Here is a 26,576-nt window from a genome sequence, read left to right on the forward strand (position 1 = left end):
GCGCGGGGCCGAGGCTGGCCCCTTCAAGGGGTTTGGGACAGGCAGGTCACCCTTGACTGAGATGGGGAAACAAGCGCGGTGCTATCGGCATGAGATCGCAGGCAGAAAAGCTTAAAACCCCGTCGGCAGGTGAAGGGCAACCACCAGCATGACCACCAGAGAGACTGCGCCTACAGCATCCTGCAAAATCGTTGCTTGCGAACGGCTGAAAGCAGTCTTGATCTGGGCCAGCATGGTCTCACCTCCGGTCGGGTTTAATCTTTTGTTGACCTTTTGTTCTCATATTTTGGCGAGTCGGTAAAGAACTTTTTGAGAACATTTGCGAACTTTTGGGGATTTATGGTTTAACCCACTGAAATCAAACGGATTGCCTGATCCTGTTTCATCAGCCACAGAAGAATACGCGCGGCCTTTCCCCGATCTGAGGTCAAGTCCGGGTCAGTAGTCAGCAATGCGCGCGCGTCGGATTGGGCAACGGCCATCAACCCGGCCTGCCGCTCAAGATCTGCAATGCGGAACTTTGGCAACCCCGATTGTGCGGTGCCAATCAGATCCCCGGCCCCGCGCATCTGCAAGTCAGTCTCGGCGATCCGAAACCCGTCTTCAGTCTCACGCAGGACCTCCAGCCGCTTGCGCCCACCTTCGCTGAGCGGTGGCTGATACATCAACAAACAGGTCGAGGCATCCTCGCCCCGCCCTACGCGACCGCGCAGCTGGTGCAATTGCGCCAGGCCGAAAATCTCGGCCCGTTCGATTACCATGATGGTCGCGTTGGGCACGTTCACACCCACCTCGATCACGGTTGTGGCCACCAAAACCTTGGTCTGCCCAGATTGGAACGCCGCCATGGCAGCGTCTTTCTCAGCTGGTGGCATTTGCCCGTGTACAAGCCCCACGACGCCATCGCCCAACAGCGCGCGCAATCGTTTGAACCGCTCCTCAGCCGCTGTCAGATCGGAGACTTCAGATTCGTCCACCAGAGGGCAAACCCAATAGCATTGCTTGCCCGCTTCAATCGCGCCCCGGAGATGGGCCACGACCTCATTCATGCGTTGCGTGCTGACGATGGCGGTCTTGATCGGTTTCCGGCCCGGAGGTTTTTCGTCCAGAACCGAAACATCCATATCCCCGTATTGTGCCAAAGCCAGGCTGCGCGGGATCGGAGTCGCCGTCATCACCAGGACATCTGCGCGCTGGCCTTTCTCGGACAGTTCCATCCGCTGACGGACGCCAAAGCGGTGCTGTTCGTCGACAACCGCCAACCGCAAAGCGTTGAATTCTACATCGCTTTGGAAAACGGCATGGGTGCCGACGAGGATTTGGATATCACCCTGTTTCAATGCGGCCAGCTTGGCGCGCCGTTCTGCACCTTTGTCGCGCCCGGTCAGAATTTCGAGCACAACGCCAGCTTCCTCGGCCAACGGGCGCAGCCCTTCCAAATGCTGACGGGCCAGAATCTCGGTTGGGGCCATCATTACGCCCTGCCCGCCCGCCTCGACGGCGACCAGCAAGGCCATGAACGCCACTAGTGTCTTGCCTGCCCCCACATCACCCTGAAGCAACCGATTCATACGGCTGTCCGAGGCCATGTCTGCCGAGATCTCCTCAATCGCGCGCGTTTGCGCCCCGGTCGGACGGTACGGCAGGCTTGCCAATACCCTGGACTGCAGCGCACCTGTTCCGACACTGACGACCCCACGGGTCTTGCGTTCCTTTTGACGCGCGATCGCTAAAGTGAGCTGGTGCGCCAGAAACTCATCATAAGCCAACCGTTCACGCGCCGGAGCAAATGAGGCCACATCATCCGCACCTTTCGGGTGATGCGCCGCTTGCATCGCTGCTTGCCAATTCGGCCAGCTTTGCTGAGCGACCTGGGCTGGATCAGCCCACTCAGTCAAAGCAGGCGCGCGTGCCAACGCGCTTTGTGCAGCTTTGTAGGCCGTCTTCTGAGTGACGCCTTGTGTAAGATGGTAAACAGGCTCGAACTCAGGCAACTCGCCTGCACTTTCAAGGGCCACGACATGGTCGGGATGCACCATCTGCGCCATGCCATCGAACAGCTCAAGTTTGCCCGACACCACTCGGCGCGCGCCCTGCGGCAGTATTTTCTTCAGGTAGTCCCCGCGCGCATGAAAAAAGACCAGCTGGAAATCGGCCTGAGCATCTTCGACATGAATACGATAGGCACCACCCTTGTTGTGAGGAGGTCTGTGCGGGCCAACGGTCACCTCCACGGTCAGGGTCGTCGGTAAATCCGCGCCTTGGATCGTGTCTCGCCGCCTGCGGTCGATCACTGCATAGGGCAACGCAAACAACACATCACGCGGCGACTCGATCCCGAGCTGCCCCATCAGCTGCGCCGTCTTGGGACCAACACCGTCGAGCGTTTCAAGCCCTGCGAACAGCGGAAAGAGTTGTTCGGGTCTGCCGCTCATGCATCCCCGATCAGCTGCAGCCAGCCGTCTTCGTCGAGTGTTTCTATACCCAGATCAGCTGCCTTCTTCGCCTTCGATCCGGCCCCGGGACCAGCCACAAGAATATCAGTCTTCTGACTGACCGAGCCGGAAACTTTTGCACCTAATGCTTCAGCCCGTGCCTTGGCCTCGGCACGGGTCATCTTTTCCAGCGTTCCGGTAAATACAACGGTTTTGCCCGCGACCGGGCTGTCCGACGACGGCGCCTCGGGTGGAACAATCGTCAGGTGCGCGCTTAGATCGTCAAAAGCCTTGCGCTCTTCGGCGTTAGCGAAAGCGTCGGATAGTGACAGGCCCAGAGTAGCCCCAATTCCATCGATTCCGATCAGATCAGACCACGCATTTGCAGCTGAGGCAGGTACGTCCAACCGCGCCACGGCCGCATCGCGCGCTTCCTTCAGTCGTGCGCGCCGACCCTCGCCACTGGCGGCGATCCGTTCAGCCTCTTCCGCTTCGTCCGCCGCCCGCTGTGCCAAGGCCGCAGGGCGTGCAGTGTCAATCGCTGCGGCCATAACGTCCCAATCGCGGTAAAACAGTGCTAAATCGCGCGCGCCGACCTCACCGACATGGCGAATACCAAGGGCAAACAAAAGTCGTGCAAAGGGAATTGTCCGCTTTTCATCGATGGCCGCAAACAGGTTACTGGCCGAGGTGTCGCCCCAGCCATCCCGATTCTTCAGGCGCGCCAGATTGCCCGCGTCACGATCCTGCAGCGTGAAAATGTCAGCAGGAGTATTGATCGGCAGGATCGAGTCGCCATGGAACATCTCGATCTGTTTCGCGCCCAAACCTTCGATATCGAAGGCCTTGCGCGACACAAAGTGTTTAAGCTTCTCAACCGCTTGTGCCGGACAAATTAAACCACCGGTGCAGCGCCGAACCGCATCGCCCTCTTCGCGGATCGCATCGCTGCTGCATTCGGGACATTTCGATGGGAAATCATAGGGTTCGGAATCGTCGGGCCGCTTGGATAGGTCCACATCCGAGATCTTGGGGATCACGTCGCCCGCGCGATAGACCTGCACCCAATCCCCGACACGAATGTCCTTGCCATCACGGATTACCCCGCCTTTGGCGTCTCGCCCGGCGATATAGTCCTCGTTGTGCAAGGTCGCGTTCGAAACAACGACGCCACCAACCGTGACCGGATGCAACCGAGCAACCGGGCTGAGCGCTCCGGTTCGGCCGACTTGAATGTCGATCGCCTCCAGCCGTGTCCAAGCAAGTTCTGCCGGGAATTTATGTGCGATGGCCCAACGAGGCGTCGTCGAGCGAAACCCCAGACGAGCCTGCAGGCCAAGGTCATCGACCTTATAGACCACGCCATCGATATCGTAGCCCAAGGTTGCGCGCTGCGCTTCGATCTCACGGTAGTGTTCGAGCATCTGATTTGTTGTGGCACACAGGCGGGTCAGATCATTGACCTGAAATCCAAACTCACGAAGCCGCCCGATCGCAGCCATCTGCGTTTCCGCTAATGGTTTGGACAACGTCCCCCAGGCATAAGCAAAGAACCGCAGCGGTCGAGACCGGGTGATTTCTGAATCAAGCTGCCGTAGGGACCCCGCCGCCGCATTGCGCGGGTTTGCGAAAGCTTTTCCACCGGTTTCGGATTGCCGAACGTTCAGCGCGTCGAAGTCCTGATGAGACATATAGACTTCGCCCCGAACCTCCAGAATCTCCGGGGCGCCCTCAATCCGGTGTGGGATATCCTCGACCGTACGGGCGTTTGCGGTGACGTTTTCACCGACTTCGCCATCCCCGCGCGTCGCAGCCTGCACCAGCTCGCCGCCTTCGTACCGCAAAGACAGGGACAAGCCATCGATCTTGGGCTCTGCTGTATAAGCCAGCGGTGCATATGTGCTCAGGCCCAGATATTTGCGAATCGAGCGGTCGAAATCGGCGACGTCGTCGTCATCAAAGGCGTTGCCCAACGACATCATACGCATCGAATGGGTCACCTTGGCAAACCCGTCTGCAGGGCGTGCACCGACCTGATCCGAGGGGCTGTCGACGCGCTTTAGATTCGGAAACCGGTCCTCGATTTCGGCATTTCGGCACTTGAGCGCATCGTAATCTGCATCCGAAATCTCAGGGGCATCTTTGGCATGATACAGATCATTGGCGCGCAGCAAAGCCACGGCGAGCCGGGCAAGTTCTTCCCGCGCTTCGTCTTCGCTCAAATCAGCTACCGCGATGGTCTTGCTCATGTCCCCGCCCTGTCACGTTGTCTTGGACCCCAGTGATAGGGCGAGGCCATGGTCAGGTCCAGTGTTGTGCTGAGCCGCGAGTGGGATTGCCGCCCTGGACCGGCGGCGGCAAACTTCTTGTGCGTTCAGGCCCCAACCGCGATGCGGGTTTCGTCGACGCTGCCCGACTGTGGATCGCGCAGGACATAGCCACGGCCCCAGACCGTCTCGATATAGTTCTCTCCACCCGTGGCATTGCTGAGCTTCTTGCGCAGTTTGCAAATAAACACGTCGATGATTTTCAGCTCGGGCTCATCCATGCCGCCATAGAGGTGGTTGAGAAACATCTCTTTGGTCAGCGTCGTACCCTTGCGCAGGCTCAAAAGCTCGAGCATCTGGTATTCTTTGCCGGTCAGATGCACGGTTTTGCCGCCAACCTCGACCGTTTTGGCATCCAGGTTTACTGCCACCTGACCGGTATGGATCACCGATTGCGAATGACCTTTGGAGCGACGGATGATCGCGTGAATACGCGCCACAAGCTCTTCGCGATGGAACGGCTTGGTTAGATAATCGTCCGCGCCAAAACCGAAGCCCTTGATCTTGCTTTCAGTATCGTCAGCACCCGAGAGGATCAGGATTGGCGTTTCAACCCGGGCAATACGCAACTGCCGCAGCACTTCGTGTCCGTTCATGTCCGGCAGATTCAGGTCCAGGAGGATCAGGTCATAATCATACAATTTGGCCAGATCGATCCCCTCTTCACCCAAGTCTGTCGCATACACATTCAGATTCGCATGCGTCAGCATCAACTCGATGCTTTTGGACGTGGTGGGATCATCCTCGACAAGAAGTATTCGCATTCAACTGCTCCAATTCGGTTAAAATCTTCGGTTCGAAATGAGACTGGTCAAAAATGGTTAACCTGCCGTTACCGTTGATTCATTTATTCATGTTCTCCTTTAGGTTGTCGATATTTTTTTAGCGCCGTGACCTTGAGTGCATCAGCTCCATGTTCGGCTACGGCAGAAACCCAGGCATTGAACTCTTCATCACTAAGCCCGTATCGCTTTTTGGCATCAGACAAAGAAATCAGACCGTACAACACGCCACGCACGACAACGATCTTACGTGATGCAACCCAGCGTCGTGTGTCCGCAGGTGGCAGATCTGCCCGCGTCAGAACGGTTCCATCTGGTAAGGTGACTGACCTTGGCCCTTCCACTTTGTGCAAATACATCTGTTACACCTTCTTTTGCTGCGACAAAGCTGCACCCAGCCTACTTAAAACAGCGTGAAACCGCCCCTTGAGAGTGTGTAGAATTTTCCTATATTCTGCCGGTCTTCTTTAATCCTGACTGGAATCGATATGGCCCTCGATACCGAGACCCCGCTGAACTCGCTTGGCTTCGCCAAACCGCCCTCGGAAACGCGGGTGGTGGTCGCCATGTCCGGAGGTGTGGACAGTTCGGTCGTCGCCGCGCATCTGGCAGAACAAGGCTATGACGTGGTCGGGGTGACCTTGCAGCTTTACGACCACGGCGCAGCGCTTGCCAAGAAAGGCGCCTGTTGTGCTGGGATCGACATCCACGACGCACGGCGCGTGGCCGAGGAGCGCGGGTTTCCGCACTATGTTCTGGATTATGAAAACATCTTCAAGGACGCGGTAATTGATGAGTTCGCCGACAGCTATCTGGCCGGTGCAACGCCTGTGCCCTGCATCCGCTGTAACGAACGGGTGAAGTTCAAAGACCTGCTCGAAACGGCGAAGGACCTTGAGGCCGATTGCATGGCCACGGGTCATTACATCCAGCGCAAGATGGGCCCCAATGGCCCGGAACTGCACAGCGCCGAGGATGCAAACCGCGATCAGTCCTACTTCCTGTTCTCGACCACGCCCGAGCAACTGGATTATCTGCGCTTTCCTTTGGGCCATCTTCCCTCCAAGGACGCCACCCGCGAGATGGCGGCGCAGTATGGGTTGGCCGTAGCAGACAAGCCGGACAGTCAGGACATCTGTTTCGTGCCCAACGGCAACTATGCCAGCGTGATCGAAAAGCTGCGCCCCGGTGCGGCAGAGCCCGGCGAGATCGTTCATGCCGATGGCCGCGTACTGGCGCAGCATGATGGTGTGATCCACTACACGATCGGTCAGCGCCGCGGTCTTGGCATTGGCGGCCTCAGCGAACCGCTCTACGTGGTTAAACTGGACGTGGACAAGAAGCAGGTCGTCGTCGGCCCAAAAGAGATGCTGGCCACCCGCGTCGTACCCGTGCGCGAGATCAACTGGTTGGGCGATGAACCCTTCACCTCGCGCGACGAATGGCATCTGTCGGTAAAGGTCCGCTCGACCCGGCCGCCGCGTGAGGCGATCATTCGCCCCCTTTCCGACACAACGGCAGAGGTCGAATTGCTGACGCCGGAAGAAGGGATATCGCCCGGTCAAGCCTGCGTGTTCTATGCAAGCGAAGGCAGCCGGATTTTTGGCGGCGGCTGGATCTGGCGTGGCTATTAAGCCGAAATCGGACCGACCTCGGCCTCGATCTGTATCTGAAGCGCATCGTTGAAGCGATTGAATGCGCCGGTAAGAGCGATGCGCCAAGTCAGCTCAACGATCTGCGCATTGCTGAACCATTCACGCAGGTCCGAAACCTCAGAATCGCGCATCCTGCCTGATCGTGTCGTCACCGCTTCGGCAAACCGGACCACCGCTTTGTCACAGTCGTCCAGTTCGGGATGATCATCGACATCGGGCAAACGCGCCGCGCCTTCCGGGCTTAACCCCGTCACAGTCAGCAGCGGTGTATGATGCGACACGCAATAGTCGCAGGCGTTCAGCTTGGAAACAGTTACCATCGCCAATTCGAGCGCACGTCTCGGCAGATTTTCCTGAGCACGCAATGTGGTCAGCAGACCCGTCACATGCTCAAGCACCGGCGGGCAATAGGCCGCGACGCGTGCCCAGTTATCGAATGGTCCATAGCCCTGCAGCGCCGCAAGAGACGCGCAGGCCGCGTCGGTCATTTCATCATCGCTCAGCGGTGGGATTCGGGTCATGGGCTATCTCCTTCGCAGCCAGCATATCCAAGCCTTCAGGTGCTGCAACAGATGCCGACCGATCACAATACGTTGGTTACGTCAGATCAGAGCACATCAGTTGGTGAGTTGAACAGGATGTAGAGCCCGACACAGACCATTATGTAAGGTGCGACCCGATCCATCCGGGCCACCTGCGGGCCAAGGCTTTTGGCCCGTGGCGCACCCCATGTTGCAACGGCGACCAAGGTACAGGCAGCGATGGCGGCTCCCACCAAGGCGGCAAAACGGAACGATGGCGTCGAATCTGCTAACAGCGGGGTCATGACCGCAAAGCTGTCGACCGACAGGCTCAGGAATAAGGTGATAACCGAGCTGACGGCACCTTTGGAACTTACGTCCTCCGCTTCCGTCCCCCGAAACTGCTGCCAGATTCCGCGCAGGCCGAAGATCAACGGAACGATACCAAGGTATCCGATCCACTCGGGAATACCGCTCTGATCCAATCCGACCGCAACGGTCATCGCGAGAGACAAGACAATGGCCTGTGCAATGGCAAAACCGACGATGGCGCGGCGTTGTTCCATGATCAGGATCAGGCCCAGCAATACCGCCAGATTGTCGAGGTTCGTCGACACCATCGCCACCCCAGCCGATATGGCGAAAAGGACATGCTCGAACATGGTGTTACGACATCCGTTCCAGGACTGCGCGCGCCGCACGTAAGCCGGGGGCCTCGCCGCCTCGCCCCAGACGCTGCATCGTCTCAGTCATCGCCTGTTGCTGGTTTCCGGGGGTCGCCGCGACGTCTCTTAATGCATCAGCAATCTTACCGGGCTGGCAGTCGTCCAGCAGACATTCAGGGACCGTTCGTGTTTCTGACACCAGATTGACCAGAGTGACCGTGTCCAGTTTCACCATACGCTTTGCGATCAGCGTGGTTAGCCAGTTCAGGTTATAGGCAATCACCATCGGCGTCGCCTGCGCCGCGAGCTCCAGAGAAACGGTGCCAGACGCCGCAAGCGCAAGATCGGCTGCGGCAAAGGCTGCCCGTTTCTGCGCCTGAGCCTGATCCGAAGGCAATTCTCGTGGATCGATAACAACCGGCTGACCCGGCCAATCCTTCACCTGCTCAGAAACCGCATCCACCATATGCGCAACGGCGGGAACAACAACGCGCATGTCAGGCCGATCTTGCAGAAATTGCCCGAGGGCGGCGCCAAATATCGGAGCCAACCTTTCAACCTCACCCCGGCGAGAACCAGGCAGCGCAAGGATAATCGGCGCATCACCCAGATCGTGATCGGTGCGGAACTGCGCTATGTCCTGATCTGTGGCGACGGGTTCGTTCACAACCGGATGGCCAACGAAATCGCACTCCATTCCGGCGCGTTCCATATATGGCGGTTCGAACGGCAACAGGGCGAGGACGTGATCAATCACTTTCGCCATTTTATCGGCACGCCCCGGCCGCCAAGCCCAAACGCTGGGCGCAACATAGTGCACGGTGCGGATGTTGCTTTCGGCCTTTACCAGCTTCGCGACACGCAGGGAAAAATCCGGGCTGTCGATGGTGATCAATACATCCGGTTGCGTCTCAAGCACTTCCTGAGAGGTTTCAGCAATACGACGTTTGAGGTGAAAAAACTTGGGCAAAACCTCAACCAGCCCCATGACGCTGAGTTCTGACATGGGAAATCGGCTGCTCAGCCCCTGCGCCTGCATCAAGGGACCACCCACGCCGTCAAACGTGACATCAGGAACCAGCACACGCAGACCTTCCATCAACGCGGCCCCTAAACGGTCGCCCGAAGGTTCCCCCGCGACCAGAAAGACGCGCATCAGACCGCGCGCTCACGGACCTGCAGGAACAGGCCAAGACGATTGCATTCCTCGATGACACGGTCGCGCTGCAGCACGATGACACCGCCCTTTTCGATCACAATACCAGCCAGACCAGCAGCCACAGCGCCAGATACCGTATCAGGCCCGATGGCGGGCATATCCGCACGCCGGTCCTGATCGGGCTTGGGGCCCTTGAACAGAACACCACCGCCCGCATCGGGTCGTTGTGTCAGAGATTGCAACATCCATGCGGTGCCAAAGATACTCTCGACCGCCAGCGCCTGTCCTTTCTGTACCACACAAGCCTGACCGATATCGGCAGCACCCATCGCGCGCAGGATACCCGCAGCGCGATCCGCATCTGCCAGATCGGCCTCGGACGGGTGCGCTTCGGTCAGGCAACCCAGCGGAGGCAGCAGATCAGGCGCAATCTCATGCGCGGCCCGAACGTTCAGTCCGGCGTCTTCAAAGATGCCGATGACCGCTCGCAGCGCGCCATCGTCTCCGGACATGATGGCCTGCTGCAGGATCGGAACCAGCGGCATCGTTGCAGCGTCGATCCGCGCCGGGTCAACAACAGGGCGGCGTACTGCTCCGGCCATGCAGATCTCGGTTACGCCCCGCGTTTTGAGGTCAGCGATGAAACTGCCGAGATGTTCTAGAGGAAAGATCACATCTGCTGTCAGAGTGTCCGGTTCGAACTCCTCCATGGCGCAAATCAGCGGGCGATCGGACAGGCACGAAAGCACCATATCCGGTAGCGCACCTGTTCCCGCGATCAGAGCCAGCATCGGATTACTTCCTCGGCGTCAGGAACGAGCGATCGGATTCACCGGTGACGAAATCGACGATCCGGCGCACATATTCGCTTTCGTGATCGTCGCCCAATCGCTTGGCACGATCCATGAAGGTGCCCTCACCCTCGGACAATTCGCGAAACGCGGCACGCAGGGCCGAGATATCTGCACGCGCCACGCCACGCCGTTTCAACCCCACAAGGTTCAGACCATCCAGTTCGCCGCGCGGAGCTTGCACAAGGCCGTAGGGAATCACATCATTTGCCACCATCGTCAGCGCGCCGATGATCGCACCGCGACCGACACGCACAAATTGATGCAGACCGGAAATGCCGCCGACGATCACGTCATCCTCAATAATGCAGTGACCGGCCGCGCCGGCATGGTTGACCATGATCACCCGGTTGCCAATCTGCACGTCATGGGCGACATGGACACCGGCCATCAGCAGGCAATCGTCGCCGATACGGGTCACACCACCGCCACCGTCTGTACCGGTGTTAACCGTCACATGTTCACGGATGCGGTTGCGTTTGCCGATTTCCAATCGGGTATTCTCGCCGCCGAATTTCAGATCCTGCGGTATTTCTCCAATGACCGAGAAATTGAAGATCACAGTGTCTTCGCCGACGCTGGTGTCGCCGGTCACCACCACATGAGATTTCAACTCAACCCGATCACCCAAACGGACCTGCGATCCGATGTAACAGAAGGGACCGATGATGCAGCCCTGCCCGATCTGAGCCCCGTCTTCGATAATGGCGCTGGGATGGATACCGCTCATGTCGTCTTTTCCATATCCCAATCGACATAGGCCGAGAATTCGGCCTCGGCGGCAACTTCGCCTTCAACGGTTGCGCGACCGCTGAATTTGAAGATTTTACCGCCTTTCTTGCCACGCACCGTTTCGACATGCATCTCAAGTACGTCGCCGGGCACAACCTTGCGGCGGAACTTACACTTATCGATGTTCATGAAATAGATCAGCAGTTCACTGTCGATCACGTCCATGCCGACGCCCAACATGACACCGGCGGTCTGCGCCATCGCCTCGACAATCGTGACGCCGGGCATGATTGGAGTGCCCGGAAAATGCCCCTGAAAATGGGGTTCATTCATGGTGACGTTCTTGATACCAACTGCGGATTGATAGCCCTGGATGTCCACGACCTTATCGACCAGCAAAAACGGATAGCGATGCGGCAATATCCGCTGAATCAGCTGAATGTCGGCGCTCTTGGTTTCCGTGGTCATGGTTTGGATGTCCTGTTTTGGATGTCTCGTTCAAGCGTGGTTAGCAATACCGATACGTAAGGGCAAGTCAGCCTATTCGCCGTTGGTGCCGCCAAGCGCGCTTCCATCGCCAATCGCGGCATTGATGCGTTCAATCGCGGCGTCCGTGATGTCTGAGGCGTCCGTGCTAAGCACGACCGTCGCCCTTTCAATTACAACCGAAGCCTGGGATTCGCGCAGCAACTCGATCAGAACAGGCTGCGCCAGCTCGAAAAACCGGCCGCGCGCCTCTTCACCGCGCCGTGCCAGAAGGTCCAGCTTGGCGCGCTGACCCTCGCGATGGGACTGGACCTTTTCGTCAAACGCTTCTGCCAGGGGTCGAAACTCTTCAGCCGACAAAGACTTACGCTTTTCGGTCAGGTCTTTTTCTTCCTCGCTCAACTCAGAAACGATCCGCTCGTTCTCCTGAGCCAACAAGGCGCTCTCGGTCTCGATTTCACGAAATACCCGCTGACCAAAAGCGGATTCGGCGAAAAACCTTTCGCTGGAAATTGTCAGTACGCCGGTTTGAGGCACACCAAGCTGCTGTGCCCTTACGGGCAATACAGACAAAAAGACCAAAATACACAGGGCCCAAAAAGGGCCCTGCAATAACATTATGTTCCTGTTACGCATTCGGGATCAGAACTGAGCCTGAATGGTCAGGTCGAAGTTCCGCTCGTTATCGAACTCTTCCTTCTTGAGAGCCTTCGAGAAGTTGAAGCGCAGTGGACCAAAGGGCGTGGTCCACAGAACCGAAACGCCGATGACATGACGGATCGAACCGTTGGCACCCACAATATCAGATCCTGCAGTGTTCACGTTGTCAATGTTGTAGAGATTGCCAACGTCATAGAACACACCGCCCCGCAATCCCAATTCCTCGGGCAGGCCCAGCGGGAAGTCGGATTCGAAACGGGCTACCCAATAGTAGTTGCCCCCGATCGCGTCATCCTGGCCATTCGAGAGATCACGCGGGCCGAGACCAGCGGGCTCAAAGCCGCGGAACGTATTCGGACCCAGCACGAAACGGTCGATTGTTCTGCTGAAGTCGTCACCAGTCCAATTCAACGCCCCAAGTTCCAGACTGGCGCGAAGCACAACTTCTTCATTCCATACCCGCTTTTGCGCGATGGCGCGCGCGGTCGTCTGAATGAATTCGTTGTCACCACCAAGTCCGGCCGCATCCACACCAACCTCGAAAAGAACACCAGCTGTTGGATTCAGCCCGCCCAAACGGCTGTCATAGACATAAGACAGGCCAATCGAACTCGTGGTGCGTTTGCCTTGGGCAATTTCCGAGGCAATCACAGCACCGTTGGTTTCGTTGCTTTGCTGTGTCATCTCGCTGCGGTCCCACCCATAGCGCAGGCGCAGCGCCGAAAGCTCACCGATGGCATAGCTGATCTGAGGGTTGAAGAAGACCGTTTTGGTATCAAAGCTGGCAAAGCTCGAGTTCGTGGTAGAAAGCCCCAAACCCAAATCAAAGCGCAGCTTTCGGCCCAACAGATAAGGCTCGGTAAAGTTGATCGAGTATTCTTCCGAATCCTGCGCAGTCGACAGGGTCACACCCAAATTCTGACCACGTCCCAGAAAGTTGGATTCATTCAGACCAATTGCGATCCCGAAGCCATCTGTGGCCGAAAAACTACCACCAAGGCTCAGCGACCCGGTTGGTTGTTCTTCAACATCGACGTCAACAATAACCTGGCTGGGTGTCGATCCTTCACGTGTCTCCACATCCGCGACCGAGAAGAAGCCGAGTGCACGAATACGCTCAGCGCTCTGACGAATTTCACGGGGATTGAACGGGTCACCTTCGACCGTATCAAACTGGCGTCGAATTACGCGGTCCAGAGTGGTCGTATTGCCTTCGATATCGATCCGCTCCACGAAGATGCGCGGCCCGCGGGTCAGTACGAATTGCACGTCCAAGGTCAGATCTCGCGCGTTTCGCGTGATACGAGGCTCAACACGCAGGAAGTCGACGCCGTTCTTGATCCCCAGCCGCTCCATCCGAGCGATCGAGTTTTCCACCAGCGACGGCGAGTAGATAACGCCGGGTTTGATCTTCAACGCGTCTTGATAGACCGCAGGGTCCACACCCGGAATTTCGCTGACTGTGGAAATCTGGCCAAACGCGAAACGCTGGCCCTCCGTAATATTCATGACCAGGAAAAAGGCGTCACGTTCACGCGTAAATTCAACATTCGCGCTGTTGACCCGAAAATCGACATAGCCCCGCGACAGATAGAAATCGCGGATCACTTGCTTGTCGAACTCGATACGGTCCGCGATGAAAGTGTCTCCACGCAGGAACGTACGAAGGAAGTTCGCCTGCTTGGTTTCGAGCACACGGCGTAGACGACGGTCCGAATAGGCCCGGTTGCCCACGAAGCTTACGCGCTCCACCTCGATGGTCGTGCCTTCGGCAACCTCAAAAACCAGATCGACCCGATTGTCGCTCCGGCGAATGATGCGCGGGATAACAGTGGCCGACACCCGGCCTTGCGAGGAATAGATCTGAGCGATCAGCTCGGCATCCGCTTCGGCCACCTGCGGTGTGAAAACGCGCCGCGTCTCGGATGAAATCGCGTCCAGTAGAACATCGTCTTTAACACGGCGGTTACCTTCGATGCTGATCTGGTTGATTGTCGGGTATTCTTCGACCTCGATAACCAGGGTATTGCCACGCGGTGTCAGCTCGACTGTCTCAAAAACACCACTGTCAAGCAAACGCTGGAAGGCGTCATTCAGCTCTCCAGCGCTTACCGTCTGTCCCGGCTCGATTCCCGTCCGGGCGATGATGGTCGAGGTTTCGATACGGCGATTGCCTTCAACATCGAAGCTGTTGATCGTGTAAGACTGCGCCTGTGCCGGCTGCGGCAATACCAGTAAACCCGGTATAGCAAAGAAGAAAAAGAACGTTAGTGCCTGCCACAAAATATTGTTTTGCCGCCCGCGAGAGCCGCAGTATGTGCCCGTGCCTCTGCTGTCAGTCATTTTTGTCACTACCCAGAATTTTCAGACTTTAGCTGCTGAGTAGCCCGATTGTGGCATCATGTCAAAAGCGCAAAACGTAAAAAACGGCCCGCAGGCCGTTCCAAGATGTCACAGTGATGCAGAAAGAATCACAGTCCGACGAGATACCCGCCAACCGCCAGCGCCAATGCGGTGACTCCAAAGCTGAGCAGCACATCCCAGTTCAACAGAAACAGATAGCTGAAACTCTGATACGATTTCTGCAGTGTCTTGGTCATAGCCCTTGAGCCCATTCTTTAAAATGCACCCAAGAGCATAGGGCCGAAATGAGGCAATTTTGCGTCCGAACCGTGCCGTGCCTGCCTTAATCAGCAGAACAGGTCATTGCTGACCGAAAAGATCATCAACGACAGGATCAACGTTACTCCGATACCCATCAGAACACGCAGTGCCTTGTCGCTGGGCGGTTTACCAGACACCGCTTCATAGGCGTAGAACAACAGATGTCCACCATCCAGCGCCGGGATCGGGAAAAGATTCAAAAGGCCTACCGCAGTGGACAACACAGCGATGAAAAAGATGAAGCTTTGCGTACCCTGGCTGGCCATCGCCCCCGATACTTCAGCAATCCCAATTGGCCCGGAAATGTTGCAGGTGCTGATGGCCCCCGTAATCATATGCCATATGCCGGAAAGCGAGCCTTCGATGATACGCCCTGTCTGAGCGACACCACCTTTTAACGAGTCCCAAACTCCGGCCGGAACCTTCTCGGGTTCAATCATCATGCCGCCGACGATGCCAATACGCCAATGGGTGACAAATCCGCCTTCCGGTTTTGGTTCGTCCGTCCGGCGCGGGGCCAGAGCGAACTCCAGATCTGCGCCGTCGCGCCAGACCGTCAGCAACAAAGCCCGACCATCCGAGCCTTCGACATGCTCCTTCAGTTGGTCGAAGGCAAAGATCGGATCACCATCAACAGCCGTGATGACATCGCCTGACTGCAGCTGGATATCCATGGCTGCGCTGCGTGGCGCAACTTGTTGAATCAAAGGTGGGAACAGCCATGGACCTTGAACGTCAATCGTCTCACCATCACGGATGACCGTATAGTCCAACTCCGGCAGTACCGGCAAGGCGTCGATAAAGTCCGACCAGTTGTTCTCGTCGTCGAAATCCGGGGTTTGCAGCCCTGCGATGGCGATGATTTCATCGCCCTCCTGCAAACCTTGCGCCGTCCCGGGAAGCGGTTGCAGTGCACCAACCGTAAGTGGTTCACGCGACACACCGTTCGACCAGAAAACCAGGCCAAACACCAAAATCGACATCGCGAAATTAAAGATCGGCCCGGCCGCCACGGTCGCTGCGCGCGCCCAGAGCGGGGCACCATGCATCGTGCGACGCAGTTCTTCCGGGCTTTGATGGGCGATGTCGGCCATCGTTTCTTCATCTTTGCCCGAAGCGGCATTCGCATCGCCCAGGAACTTTACGTAGCCCCCGAACGGAAGCAGCGCGATTTGCCAGCGGGTGCCGCGCTTATCGATGCGGCTCCAAAGCACCGGACCAAACCCGATCGAAAACACTTCGGCATGAATGCCTGACCAGCGGCCAACAATATAGTGCCCGTATTCATGCACGGCTACGATCGCTGAAAGCGCCACAACAAAGGCCAGGATCGTATAGAGAAGATTGCCGAATTGCGGGATCAGAGAGAGTATGTCCAAAGGTGTTTATCCTGTTCGTTGCAATACGGTTTCATCGACCCATTGCCGTGTCAGATGGTCCGTTTGCTGCACATTATCAAGTGTCAAAGGGGCATCAATAAGGCCGTCCGAGGCCTCATATCGATCAAGCACTGAAGCCACTGCATCTGCCATATCCAAGAACCCGATCCGGCGCGCAATGAAATGATCCAGAGCACGTTCCTTGGCCGCGTTGAAGATTGCGCCGGACAGGCCACCGCGTGCCATTACCTCTCGCGCAAGCCGCAGGGCGGGATAACGCGTCTCGTCCGGCGCCACAAAGCGCAATTGTCCAAGTTTGGCGAGGTCCAACCGTTCTACCGGTAATTCGCGCCGTTCAGGCCAATGAAGCGCATATCCGATTGCATGTCGCATATCCGGTGCTCCGAGATGTGCCATCAACGCACCGTCCTGAAACCCAACCAGTGCGTGGACGATTGATTCAGGATGAACTAGCACTTCAATTCGGGAAGGGTCGATTCCAAAATATTCTTTGGTCTCTATGACTTCTAGCGCTTTATTGAACATCGAAGCGCTGTCGATCGTGATCCTTTGACCCATATCCCAATTAGGGTGACTCGAGGCTTGTTCGACCGTGGCATGAGCCAGATCAGCCAATGGCCAATCTCGGAATGCCCCGCCACTGGCCGTTATGATAACCCGCTCGACGCAGTTGATGTCCTCGCCCACAAGGGCCTGAAACACCGCCGAATGTTCGCTGTCGACGGGCAACAGCTTTGCGCCGTGTGCTCGCGCAGTGTCCAGAACCAGTGAACCCGCGCAGACCAGCGTCTCTTTGTTGGCCAGCGCGAGTGTCGCGCCCTGTTTCAGCGCTTCGATCCCCGGAGCCAGCCCTGCTGCGCCAACGATGGCCGACATGACCCAATCCGCCGGGCGCGTGCCTGCCTCAATCAAAGCCGCCTGCCCCGCAGCAGCCTGAACGCCGCTTCCAGCCAGAGCGTCACGCAGATCATCCAACCGATCTTCGAATGCGGTCACCGCGATATCGGCGCGCAGGCGTATGGCATCCTGCGCCAACTGGGCGATGTTACCAGCACCGGTCAGCGCCACCACCTTGTAGGCGTCGGGATGTCGTGCGATCAGATCAATGGTGTTCTGCCCTATCGATCCGGTCGCCCCGAATATCGATACTCTGCGCATCACATGCCTCCGGGTGCGTATATCAGCCCTGCAATCAACACAAAGACCGCTGCGCCCATCATTCCATCAAAACGATCCAGGAACCCTCCGTGCCCCGGGATCAGGTTCGAGCTGTCTTTGACCCCGAGCTTACGCTTCACGGCGCTTTCGACGATGTCGCCGGCCTGGCTGGCCATAGAAGCAAGCACCGATACCAGAACGAAAGCTGCCCCAAAGCCCACATAAGCGGCGAAGATAACCCCGACCAACGCGGCAGCCAGCCAGCCTCCGACCGTACCCGACCACGTCTTCTTGGGGCTTACCTTTGGCCAGAACTTAGGTCCACCCAGCGTTTTGCCTACAAAATATCCCGCGACGTCGGTGGCGACCACGATCAGGATCAGCCAAACCATCCAGCCGAACCCCATATTTTCTCGGATCGAGATGAAGCCCAACCCTGAGGCCGCAATCCAGAACGCAAACATAACATAAAGTCCGCGCGCGCGGCTGACCTGCCCCGCCCCAACCAGAGCTGGAGCCAGCAGGAAAGGAAGTTTGTAAAGCGGGGGCAAATGATAACTCAGGATAACGGCAACGCCTGTCAAGATCGCAAGCTGAATGGCGACGCCTTTGCGGTCGGGGTCCACCATACGCACCAGTTCCCAGGTCATCAGACCACAGGCTGCAGCAATGAATACCTCGAACCACAATCCGCCCAGCCAGACTTCGATCGCGCCGACGATGACGAGAACCGCAGCCGACAGGACCCGGGTGGTCAGATCAGACCATCGGCCATCAGTCATGCTGGAACCGCTCCAAACCTCCGCTCGCGCGCGCCATAACTGCGGCACAGGCGCTCGAGCTCGGCGGCGGTGAAATCGGGCCACAGCGTATCGATGAATTCATATTCGGAATAGGCGGATTGCCAGAGCAGAAAGTTTGAAATCCGCGCCTCGCCACTGGTCCTGATCACAAGATCCGGATCCGGAAGTACGCGCGTATCCAGATATTTAGGCAGGGTTTCCTCATCCACGTCTTCGGGCCGCAGGCGCCCCTCAGCCACATCACGAGCCAGACGTTTGGTTGCGCGAGCCACCTCATCACGCCCGCCGTAGTTAAGGGCTACGGTCAGATGAACCAGCTCGTTATCCTGCGTCTCTCGCTCTAGCGTGTCCATCAACTCAATCAGCTTCGCGTCCAGACGCACACGATCGCCGATGAACCGCACTCGGATACCATTATCCTTCAACGTCTTGGTTTCTTTGACGATATACCGCCGAAACAAGCTCATCAGACCAGCAACTTCGACCTGCGTGCGTTTCCAGTTTTCCGTCGAAAAGGCGAATATCGTGAGGTATTTGATCCCCAGCCCAGGACAGGCCTCAACCACCTCACGCACACGGCGCGCGCCCGCGTGATGGCCAAACAACCTGGGCCGCCCGCGCGCCTGCGCCCAGCGGCCATTTCCGTCCATGATGATGGCCACATGGCGCGGCCCTGTATCGAGGGCGGTATGGGGATCTTTCGGCATGTCTCGCGCTCAGACCTGCATGATCTCGGCTTGCTTTGTCTCAAGCGCATCATCAACGGCTTTGATCATCATGTCGGTCAGGTCCTGCACCTCGGCTTCCCAGAGCTTCTGGTCATCCTCAGACAGGCCATCGGCTTTGCCCTTCTTGATCTGATCCATGCCATCGCGCCGAACATTACGGATCGAAACCCGCGCGCTTTCTGCATATTGTCCTGCAACCTTGCCCAGCTCTCGGCGGCGTTCTTCGTTCAATTCTGGGATCGGCAGCATGATGATCGTGCCGTTCAGTTGAGGGTTGATCCCCAACCCACTCTCACGGATTGCCTTTTCAACCTTTCCCACAAGCGACTTGTCCCAGACATTGACCGTCACCATTCGCGGCTCGGGCACGTTCACTGTCCCCACCTGATTGATCGGCGTCATCGAGCCATAGGCGTCAACCATCACCGGTTCGAGCATTGAGGCCGAGGCCCGCCCTGTCCGAAGCGATGCGAATTCGGTTTTGAGGTTTGTCATAGCGCCGTCCATGCGGCGTTTCAGATCATCGGTGTCCAGGTCAAAATCATCAGACATGCTGCTCACTCCCCGTCTTCAGGTGCTGTTCGGATGGGTCTTAAGCCATCACAAATGGGATGTATAGCAATCATGGGCAGGAATTGTGGCAATGACCAGAACTGTTTCTGGTATCTTCTGCACAATCACAACGACAAAGCCGGTCGGATAGCGTACCCGACCAGCTTCAGACCTCATGCTGATCAGCTGTTAACGTCGACCACGACGCGCCCTTTGACCTGTCCGTTCAAAATATCTGCCCCCAATGCGGGCAGATCTGACAATGTTGCCGGATGCACCATGGCTTCAAGCTTATCCATCGGCAAATCGGTTGCGATGCGCTGCCAGGCCCGCACGCGGTTTTCATATGGCTGCATGACGCTGTCGATCCCAAGCAAGTTGACCCCACGCAGAAGGAACGGAATCACGGTCGCGGGCAAAGCAGCCCCTCCGGCAAGGCCAACAGCCGCAACCGAGGCACCATACTTCATCTGCCCCAGAACCCGAGCCAACATTGCACCACCAACGGCATCCACACAGCCAGACCAAGTTTCACTCTCCAATGGGCGCTTGGTGGTTTCGTTCAACTCATCCCGAGGCACAATTGTCGTCGCCCCCAGCGAGGTCAGATACTCTGCTGTCTCGGGGCGCCCTGTGACAGCGGCAACTTCATAGCCAAGATGCGCTAATATCGCAGTCGCGACCGAGCCTACGCCGCCGGCGGCCCCCGTCACCAGCACCGGGCCATGCCCCGACTCCAAGCCATGATCTTCAAGCGCCATAACGGCCAACATCGCGGTGAACCCGGCGGTCCCAACCGCCATCGCCTGACGTGCTGACAGACCTTCTGGCAGAGGTACAAGCCAATCTGCGCGCGCGTTGGCTTTTTGGGAATAGCCACCCCAATGCGCCTCGCCTACGCGCCATCCGGTCAGCACAACCTTGTCACCGGGTTTGTACCGCTCGTCTGAAGACGCCTCGACCGTCCCCGCATAGTCGATCCCTGGAATATGAGGGTAGCTGCGCACCAGTCCGCCCCCTTTGGGCGACATACACAGACCATCCTTGTAATTCACGGTCGAATAGTCGACAGCAACCGTCACCTCGCCCGCAGGCAAGTCATCCACGTTGATCTGCTTGACCGACGCGCTCGCCAGACCGCTCTCTTCATCCTTGTCCATGACCAATGCGTTAAACATCTGATATCCTTTCTGTTTCAAACGACCAGATCCGCTTCTTCATCTGGCCCAAAATACCCCGGGGGAGTCGCGCAGCGACGGGGGCAGAGCCCCCTTCCCCGATCAAATCCAGAACCCGTCCTTCACGACCGCGCTTCGCTGCCCGTCGGGCGTCTCTACCTCCAGCGCGGTGCCCGGATCCCAATGGCTCAACCGCAGCATTCCAATCGAGACATTGACCTGAAAATCCGGCGACCACGCGGCCGAGGTCACTTGCCCAACAGGCTTGCCGCCACCGTAGACAGGCCAGGGCCGATCGCATGGCGGGACAGTATCCCCGGAAATCTCAATCGGTCTGATCTGCTGCACAGGACCCTCTTTGGCGACACGCAGCAAAGCATCGCGCCCGACGCAACCGATAGCTGTGTGAGTGTTACAGAACTTGCCAAGACCGCATTCATGCGGAGTGTTGTCGTCGGTCATGTCGTTGCCGTAAGACAGCAAACCGCCCTCAATCCGTTCGATCAGGTTCGGGCAACCGGCGCGCACGTTCAGGTCTTCACCTGCGGCGAACAGAGCATTCCAAAGTGGCATGCCGACATCTCCGCCCTCGACGTAAATCTCGAACCCGCCTTGTTTTGAATAGCCCGACCGCGCAACGGCCAGATCGCGTCCTTCAAACTGGAACATATCGAATTTGAAGAACCGAATGTCGCGCACGCGGTCGCCGAACACCCGTGCCATCAGATCATCGGCTTTCGGTCCTTGTACCGCCAGCGGAGAGACATCCGGCTCATCTACCAGAACATCCAGACGATAGCCGTTGGCTAATCCTTTCACCCAAAGCAGCAAATCGCTGTCGGCGATCGAGATCCACCACCGGTCGTCCGATAGTTTTACTGCAACCGGATCATTCAGCATACCGCCCGTTTCATCCACGATCGGCACATAGAAACACTGACCGGGCAGCATTCCGCGCAGATCGCGCGGTGTCAGCATCTGCATCAGACGGGCTGCATCAGGCCCCCGCAGCTCGACCTGGCGTTCGCATGAGACGTCCCAGACCTGCACATGGGATTTGAGATGCCGGTAGTCTGCCTCGACGCTTTCGAAAACCGTGGGCAGTAACATACGATTATAGACGGTGTATCCCTTGACCCCCGCCGCCTCGACACCCTCAGAGAAGGGCGTGCGACGCAGTCGGCGAGAAAGTGAGATTTGAGCCATTCATGCCTCCTCAGGCAACACCAGCATTGATGCCAATCACTTTGGGCTGAAACGCCCGCGTGACTTACTTGGGTCCATGCCAGTCAATCGGACAAATTTCGGCGGATTTGCCACCGAAATCCCAGACACGACCATAGTCGCGCACCTTGGATTTGGTGCCCTTCGCCACGATGATATCTGGCCCCATCCAGTATTTCGAGTTCGAGACCATCACCGGATGCTCCGGGTCCTTGCCTGCCAGCATCTCAATCTCGCCTTGAATCTTGCGCCCGATCACAATGCGCCGCTTGGTGCCGTCACGCTCGATCACAACCGGAGCACGCTCTGCCCCGATGATCTCGCTGACCAGCATAGTGAACAGACCCGTTGTGCCACCTGCCTGACCGCTGAAGATCTGCAGAAGACCGTTATAGGCTTTGCCGCTGGCGCGTTCGTCGACATAGGCCGCGACCTTCCACTGACCTTCGCCCATACGGCCCGGGATATCGACCAGCAGGCCCACATTCAGGCCTGACAGGTCTTCGCCCTCATAATGACCTTCATCGATGATGATGCCCATCCAGGCATGGCAGTGCCCTTCTGTCGGAGGGTGCGCCCCAAGCGATACAACGCAGGGGCAGAACACATCGCAGGAACAGTTCAGGATCAGCTCACCTTTGATGGCCCAGTCCGTCGGGCTCATCCCGCGGCGCTTGGGATTTGGCATCCGGCTGTCGATCCGTTGACTGATCGGCAGTTTGTCCGATTCCGGTTTTCTGTTTTTTGCCATCGGCTTATCCTCCGTATGCAATGTGATACGCCAGCAGTCCAAAACCGCCCGCAATCAGCGCGAACCCCAAGGGGCGCGTTACCGCGTGCCCGATCTGAGGAAGTTTCTCCAACACCATGAACAGGGTCGCGAGACCCATCCACAACAGGCTCATAATCCCACCAACAAAGCCGAGCGCCATGAACCCCCAACAGCATCCGACGCAGAACGAGCCCAGCCCCAAGCCCATTCGCAGACCGCCGGTGAAACCCGTCTTCCAGTGCCCAAGAAAATAGGTCATCGGGGCGTGGCAAACCCCATGGCAGACCTCTTTCACGCGGGTGAACTGGAATGCGCCAACCGCGATCAGCAGCCCAGCTGCCAAATAGGGTGATTTGGCGATACCCAGCATGTCAACCGCGCCACCAAACAGCAGAGCCAGCTGCAGACCGGTGATCAGGGCCGCGAAACCGACCCAAACAATGAAGTAACCGCTCAGAACGCCCAGCCACCCTGCCCGCGTTCCGTTTGCACTGCGGATCAGGTCGTCATAGCTGCGCAGGGTGGGCACAAGCGTTGGTAGCATCATCGCCGCCATCATGATGGCCCACATCCAGAACAGCGGGCCAAACTCGGCCATGGGCATATACATGTCCATCCGCGGATCCATCGCGGCCATGGATTGTCCCATCGGGCCCGGTCTGCCGATCCAGTCCAGATCCATATCGCGGCTCATGCTGAACATCATCCACCACGCCCAAAGGATCGTGATGTAGAAGCCCAACCAAAGCGCGCTGCGGAAAACTGAGCGACTCACTTGCCCCTCCCGACTCAACTCTCTTGCTTTTCAAATGTCAGACTTTTAAATGTCAGACAAATGAAAATTCTCGAATCCGCATAAACACCATGAAAATCGACCCGCGAAACCCTGCTGATCTGTCGGCCCAAATTGCCCAGGCAATCCGGGACGCGATCGTTTCTGGCCGGTTGATTGTGGATGAGCGGTTGCCCTCCGAATCCGAGCTCGCTGATCAGTTTCAGGTCTCGCGCCCGACTGTTCGTGAGGCATTGAAGCGGCTTGCCGCACAGTCTCTGATCCGCACGCAACGCGGGGCATCGGGTGGTGCATTCGTGAACAGGCTGAACTTTGAGGATGCTTATTCTCAGCAGATTACGACCTCAACCTTGCTACTGTCGATGAACGCAGTCAGCTTTGATACCGCTTGCGAGGCCCGCTATGCGCTAGAACGCGCCTGTGCCTCGCTTTCGGCGCAGCGTCGCACAGCCGATCAACTGGCCACGATGCGGGCTGAAATCTTTCGGCAATCGCAACCGGGTTTGACGGATGAGGCATTTTGCGCCTCTGACGTGGCCTTTCACCGCGCGCTGGTCGATGGCGCGGGCAATCCGGTTTTGTCCTACCAACTTGCTGGGGCTGTCGAAGCAATGCAGCCCCTGATGAACATGATTACCTTTACAGCTCGGTCGCGCGAAGAGATCATCGCGCTGCACACCGACATCGCCGATGGGCTGGAGGCAGGCGATGCGGCGACCGTGGATGCCGCGCTGATCAAACTGGAAAGCTATACGAGACAACTGGCGCAAGATGTCGCCGAACAGCGGCGCAAACCCGCATAAGAACGAAACCAACGAGGACCCCGAGCAGGCAGCATGACATCCGGCGACAAGACCGGAACTCTCACTATGAATTGAATATCAATGACTTACGGGAGGAAGTTATGAACCAAAGACCGGACCCAACCTTTTACCCATCGGCCAAACTGGCAATGGAGGGCCCAACCGAGACGTTGGCCTTCACGTTGATGCTCAGCCCCGATTTTTCGCAACCTGACGGGCTGGCCGTGGTGAATGTCGATCCGACATCGGATGACTATGGCAAGATCGTTCATCAGGTGATCATGCCGGAAAAAGGGGATGAATTTCATCACTTTGGCTGGAACGCCTGTTCATCAGCACTGTCACCGCTCAGCGGCCATGCATTTCTGGAACGCCGCTATCTGATCATTCCCGGCATCCGGTCTAGCCGCATCTACATCATCGATGTAAAAAACCCACTGGAAGCCAAGATCCACAAGATCATCGAGCCCGAGGAAGTCTTTGCCAAAACAGGCTATTCCCGGCCTCACACGATCCATTGCGGACCCGAAGGTATCTATGTCAGCACGCTTGGCGGCGGTGGAGAAGACGGAACCGATGGCCCTCCGGGTATTTTCATCATGGATTGTGAGAGTTTCGAGATCATCGGACGGTACGAGATCGAACGCGGCGTGCAGGACAAACATTATGATTTCTGGTGGAACCTGCCGCGCGACTACATGGTCAGCTCGGAATGGGGCCTGCCGCCGCAATTCGAGAACGGGTTGGTGGCTGAGGATCTATTGTCGAACAAATACGGCCACAGTATCCACTTCTGGAATCTGAGAAACCGCACCAACATCCAGACCATTGATCTGGGCGAAAACCATCAGATGGCGCTGGAAATCCGGCCTGCGCATGACCCGGTCAAGCAACACGGGTTCTGTGGCGTTGTTGTGGACACAACGAACTTGCAGGGGGCAATTTTCACTTGGTGGCGCAACGATGATGGTACGTTTGAAGCCAAGAAAACCATCACCATCGACCCGCAACCCGCTGATCCGGATGACTTGCCGGAACTGCTGAAAGGTTTTGCGGCCGTGCCGCCTCTGGTCACGGATATCGACCTCAGCCTCGACGACAAATACCTCTACGTCGCCTGTTGGGGCACCGGAGAAATGCATCAATATGATGTGTCAGACCCGACGAACCCTACGCTTGCGGGTAAGGTTGAAATCGGCGGGATCGTGAAGAAAACGAAACATCCCAACGGTCAGACCTTCGGCTACGGCCCGCAGATGGTGGAGATCAGTCGTGATGGCAAGCGCGTCTACTGGACGAATTCGCTCTACTCCACCTGGGACGATCAGTTCTATCCCGAAGAAGGAGGGGCGGCGATGGTCAAGGCGGATGTTGGTGAAAACGGTGGCCTAACGCTTGATCCCAAGTTCTGGGTCGAGTTCCCAAAAGGCTATCGCAGCCACCAGATTCGTCTTGAGGGTGGGGACTGCTCGACTGACAGCTTCTGCTACCCTTCAGTCTGACTTGGAGGTTCTGATGACATCAACGGCTGGCCTTTGGCTGGCCGTTGTTCTCAGTGGTGCCTATCACGGATTGAACCCCGGGATGGGTTGGCCTCTGGCCGTATCGTCCGCCCTGATGGAGCAACGGCAATCCGCCCTCTGGCGCGCCCTTGCTGCGCTTGCCGGAGGACATTTTCTGGCCATGCTGGGCGTCCTTTTGCCCTTCGCATTGATGGCCGTACTGGTTGATTACCAACGCGAAATCCGGATCGGCGCCGCCCTGATCGTGATCGCGATGGGGGCTTATATCGCCATCATCCGGCGCCATCCTCGCATGCTGTCCCGCATCCCGCCCGGCAGGCTGGCGCTCTGGTCCTTTCTGGTGGCGCTGGCCCACGGGGCTGCGCTGATGTTGGTGCCAATATATCTGGGCCTTTGCGGGCTGGATGAGCTGGATGCGGGCCATCGGGCAGTGTCTGAAATCATGACTACGAACGGGATACTGGTGCTTGCCGTTGCCGCGCTGCATACCGCTGCGATGGTACTTGGCGGGGGCATTCTGGCCTTTGCCGTCTATCGCTGGCTTGGCCTGCAATTCCTGTCGCGCAGTTGGTTCAATCTGGAACTGGTCTGGGCGCTGAGCCTGATTCTGGTCGGTGGTCTGGGACTGTGGTCGGCGATCTGATCAAATCCCATTTCTGTAAGGCCTTGTATCTTGGACAAAAACCGGTTTTGTCTGCCACCAAG

Annotated in this window: 27 protein-coding genes; 4 read left to right on the top strand and 23 right to left on the bottom strand. The window is 57.5% G+C overall.

Features of this window, described 5'->3' with window-relative positions; all coding sequences use genetic code 11:
* Positions 1–111: 111 nt before the first annotated feature.
* The 5 genes from ACR0NF_RS04385 to sciP form a co-directional block, all read right to left on the bottom strand.
* The gene (locus tag ACR0NF_RS04385) at positions 112–234 is read right to left on the bottom strand and encodes a hypothetical protein (RefSeq protein WP_480469848.1); all 123 of its coding nucleotides are present in this window, start codon (positions 232–234) and stop codon (positions 112–114) included.
* A 110-nt stretch (positions 235–344) separates the two neighbouring features.
* Positions 345–2,435: an ATP-dependent DNA helicase RecG gene (recG, locus tag ACR0NF_RS04390; protein ID WP_480777831.1), complete on the bottom strand. Its 2,091-nt coding sequence runs from the start codon at positions 2,433–2,435 to the stop codon at positions 345–347.
* On the bottom strand, positions 2,432–4,684 hold the full coding sequence (gene ligA / locus ACR0NF_RS04395) for an NAD-dependent DNA ligase LigA (RefSeq protein WP_480777832.1): 2,253 nt from the start codon (positions 4,682–4,684) through the stop codon (positions 2,432–2,434). Before ligA ends, recG begins: the two co-directional genes overlap by 4 nt.
* Before the next feature lie 125 nt (positions 4,685–4,809).
* A complete protein-coding gene (gene ctrA / locus ACR0NF_RS04400) occupies positions 4,810–5,526 on the bottom strand; it encodes a response regulator transcription factor CtrA (RefSeq protein ID WP_480469851.1) in 717 nt (238 codons plus the stop codon).
* Positions 5,527–5,609: 83 nt separating this feature from the next.
* A complete protein-coding gene (gene sciP, locus ACR0NF_RS04405; protein WP_480469852.1) occupies positions 5,610–5,903 on the bottom strand; it encodes a CtrA inhibitor SciP in 294 nt (97 codons plus the stop codon).
* A gap of 129 nt (positions 5,904–6,032) precedes the next feature.
* On the opposite strand from sciP, the gene mnmA reads away from it, so the two are divergent.
* Complete coding sequence (gene mnmA / locus ACR0NF_RS04410; RefSeq protein WP_480777833.1) at positions 6,033–7,178, top strand: tRNA 2-thiouridine(34) synthase MnmA; 1,146 nt, start codon at positions 6,033–6,035, stop codon at positions 7,176–7,178.
* Here the strand turns inward: mnmA and ACR0NF_RS04415 are convergent.
* The 18 genes from ACR0NF_RS04415 to ACR0NF_RS04500 form a co-directional block, all read right to left on the bottom strand.
* Positions 7,175–7,720: a carboxymuconolactone decarboxylase family protein gene (locus tag ACR0NF_RS04415; RefSeq protein ID WP_480777834.1), complete on the bottom strand. Its 546-nt coding sequence runs from the start codon at positions 7,718–7,720 to the stop codon at positions 7,175–7,177. The two genes, mnmA and ACR0NF_RS04415, sit on opposite strands and share 4 nt — an antisense overlap.
* Before the next feature lie 86 nt (positions 7,721–7,806).
* On the bottom strand, positions 7,807–8,382 hold the full coding sequence (locus ACR0NF_RS04420) for a hypothetical protein (RefSeq protein WP_480469855.1): 576 nt from the start codon (positions 8,380–8,382) through the stop codon (positions 7,807–7,809).
* Between the two features lie 4 nt (positions 8,383–8,386).
* Positions 8,387–9,541 carry a lipid-A-disaccharide synthase gene (gene lpxB, locus ACR0NF_RS04425; protein WP_480666952.1) on the bottom strand — a complete coding sequence of 385 codons (1,155 nt, stop codon included), beginning with the start codon at positions 9,539–9,541 and terminating at the stop codon, positions 8,387–8,389.
* Positions 9,541–10,335 carry an LpxI family protein gene (locus tag ACR0NF_RS04430; RefSeq protein WP_480469857.1) on the bottom strand — a complete coding sequence of 265 codons (795 nt, stop codon included), beginning with the start codon at positions 10,333–10,335 and terminating at the stop codon, positions 9,541–9,543. The genes lpxB and ACR0NF_RS04430 overlap by 1 nt, the downstream gene beginning before the upstream one ends.
* Before the next feature lie 4 nt (positions 10,336–10,339).
* Entirely contained in the window at positions 10,340–11,125 is a 786-nt protein-coding gene (lpxA, locus tag ACR0NF_RS04435; protein WP_480469858.1) for an acyl-ACP--UDP-N-acetylglucosamine O-acyltransferase, read from the bottom strand.
* Entirely contained in the window at positions 11,122–11,595 is a 474-nt protein-coding gene (gene fabZ / locus ACR0NF_RS04440) for a 3-hydroxyacyl-ACP dehydratase FabZ (protein ID WP_480469859.1), read from the bottom strand. Before fabZ ends, lpxA begins: the two co-directional genes overlap by 4 nt.
* A 72-nt stretch (positions 11,596–11,667) precedes the next feature.
* Entirely contained in the window at positions 11,668–12,150 is a 483-nt protein-coding gene (locus tag ACR0NF_RS04445; protein ID WP_480561463.1) for an OmpH family outer membrane protein, read from the bottom strand.
* A gap of 105 nt (positions 12,151–12,255) precedes the next feature.
* Positions 12,256–14,616, bottom strand: coding sequence for an outer membrane protein assembly factor BamA (gene bamA / locus ACR0NF_RS04450; protein ID WP_480469861.1), 2,361 nt, complete (start codon positions 14,614–14,616; stop codon positions 12,256–12,258).
* Positions 14,617–14,744: 128 nt separating this feature from the next.
* Positions 14,745–14,873, bottom strand: a complete 129-nt coding sequence (locus tag ACR0NF_RS04455) for a hypothetical protein (RefSeq protein WP_480469862.1) — start codon at positions 14,871–14,873, stop codon at positions 14,745–14,747.
* A 90-nt stretch (positions 14,874–14,963) separates the two neighbouring features.
* A complete protein-coding gene (gene rseP / locus ACR0NF_RS04460; protein WP_480469863.1) occupies positions 14,964–16,316 on the bottom strand; it encodes an RIP metalloprotease RseP in 1,353 nt (450 codons plus the stop codon).
* Between the two features lie 6 nt (positions 16,317–16,322).
* The gene (gene dxr, locus ACR0NF_RS04465; protein WP_480469864.1) at positions 16,323–17,495 is read right to left on the bottom strand and encodes a 1-deoxy-D-xylulose-5-phosphate reductoisomerase; all 1,173 of its coding nucleotides are present in this window, start codon (positions 17,493–17,495) and stop codon (positions 16,323–16,325) included.
* Entirely contained in the window at positions 17,495–18,277 is a 783-nt protein-coding gene (locus ACR0NF_RS04470) for a phosphatidate cytidylyltransferase (protein ID WP_480469865.1), read from the bottom strand. Before ACR0NF_RS04470 ends, dxr begins: the two co-directional genes overlap by 1 nt.
* Positions 18,274–19,005: an isoprenyl transferase gene (locus ACR0NF_RS04475; RefSeq protein ID WP_480469866.1), complete on the bottom strand. Its 732-nt coding sequence runs from the start codon at positions 19,003–19,005 to the stop codon at positions 18,274–18,276. The genes ACR0NF_RS04470 and ACR0NF_RS04475 overlap by 4 nt, the downstream gene beginning before the upstream one ends.
* A 9-nt stretch (positions 19,006–19,014) precedes the next feature.
* Entirely contained in the window at positions 19,015–19,578 is a 564-nt protein-coding gene (gene frr / locus ACR0NF_RS04480; protein WP_480469867.1) for a ribosome recycling factor, read from the bottom strand.
* Between the two features lie 182 nt (positions 19,579–19,760).
* Positions 19,761–20,756 (bottom strand): acryloyl-CoA reductase, encoded by a 996-nt coding sequence (acuI, locus tag ACR0NF_RS04485; RefSeq protein ID WP_480666957.1) that lies wholly within the window; start codon positions 20,754–20,756, stop codon positions 19,761–19,763.
* A 102-nt stretch (positions 20,757–20,858) separates the two neighbouring features.
* Positions 20,859–21,962 carry a dimethylsulfoniopropionate demethylase gene (locus ACR0NF_RS04490; protein ID WP_480666958.1) on the bottom strand — a complete coding sequence of 368 codons (1,104 nt, stop codon included), beginning with the start codon at positions 21,960–21,962 and terminating at the stop codon, positions 20,859–20,861.
* Between the two features lie 64 nt (positions 21,963–22,026).
* Entirely contained in the window at positions 22,027–22,731 is a 705-nt protein-coding gene (locus ACR0NF_RS04495; RefSeq protein ID WP_480777835.1) for a DUF1326 domain-containing protein, read from the bottom strand.
* A gap of 4 nt (positions 22,732–22,735) precedes the next feature.
* Positions 22,736–23,527 (bottom strand): DUF2182 domain-containing protein, encoded by a 792-nt coding sequence (locus ACR0NF_RS04500; RefSeq protein WP_480469871.1) that lies wholly within the window; start codon positions 23,525–23,527, stop codon positions 22,736–22,738.
* Between the two features lie 89 nt (positions 23,528–23,616).
* Here ACR0NF_RS04500 and ACR0NF_RS04505 point away from each other — a divergent pair, with 89 nt between their 5' ends.
* From ACR0NF_RS04505 to ACR0NF_RS04515, 3 genes are all read left to right on the top strand, one after another.
* Positions 23,617–24,348 carry a FadR/GntR family transcriptional regulator gene (locus ACR0NF_RS04505; RefSeq protein WP_480469872.1) on the top strand — a complete coding sequence of 244 codons (732 nt, stop codon included), beginning with the start codon at positions 23,617–23,619 and terminating at the stop codon, positions 24,346–24,348.
* Positions 24,349–24,449: 101 nt separating this feature from the next.
* A complete protein-coding gene (locus ACR0NF_RS04510; RefSeq protein ID WP_480469873.1) occupies positions 24,450–25,850 on the top strand; it encodes a selenium-binding protein SBP56-related protein in 1,401 nt (466 codons plus the stop codon).
* Between the two features lie 13 nt (positions 25,851–25,863).
* Complete coding sequence (locus ACR0NF_RS04515) at positions 25,864–26,514, top strand: hypothetical protein (RefSeq protein ID WP_480666960.1); 651 nt, start codon at positions 25,864–25,866, stop codon at positions 26,512–26,514.
* Positions 26,515–26,576: the final 62 nt, after the last annotated feature.

This window comes from Ruegeria sp. CF4 (genome assembly GCF_056537345.1).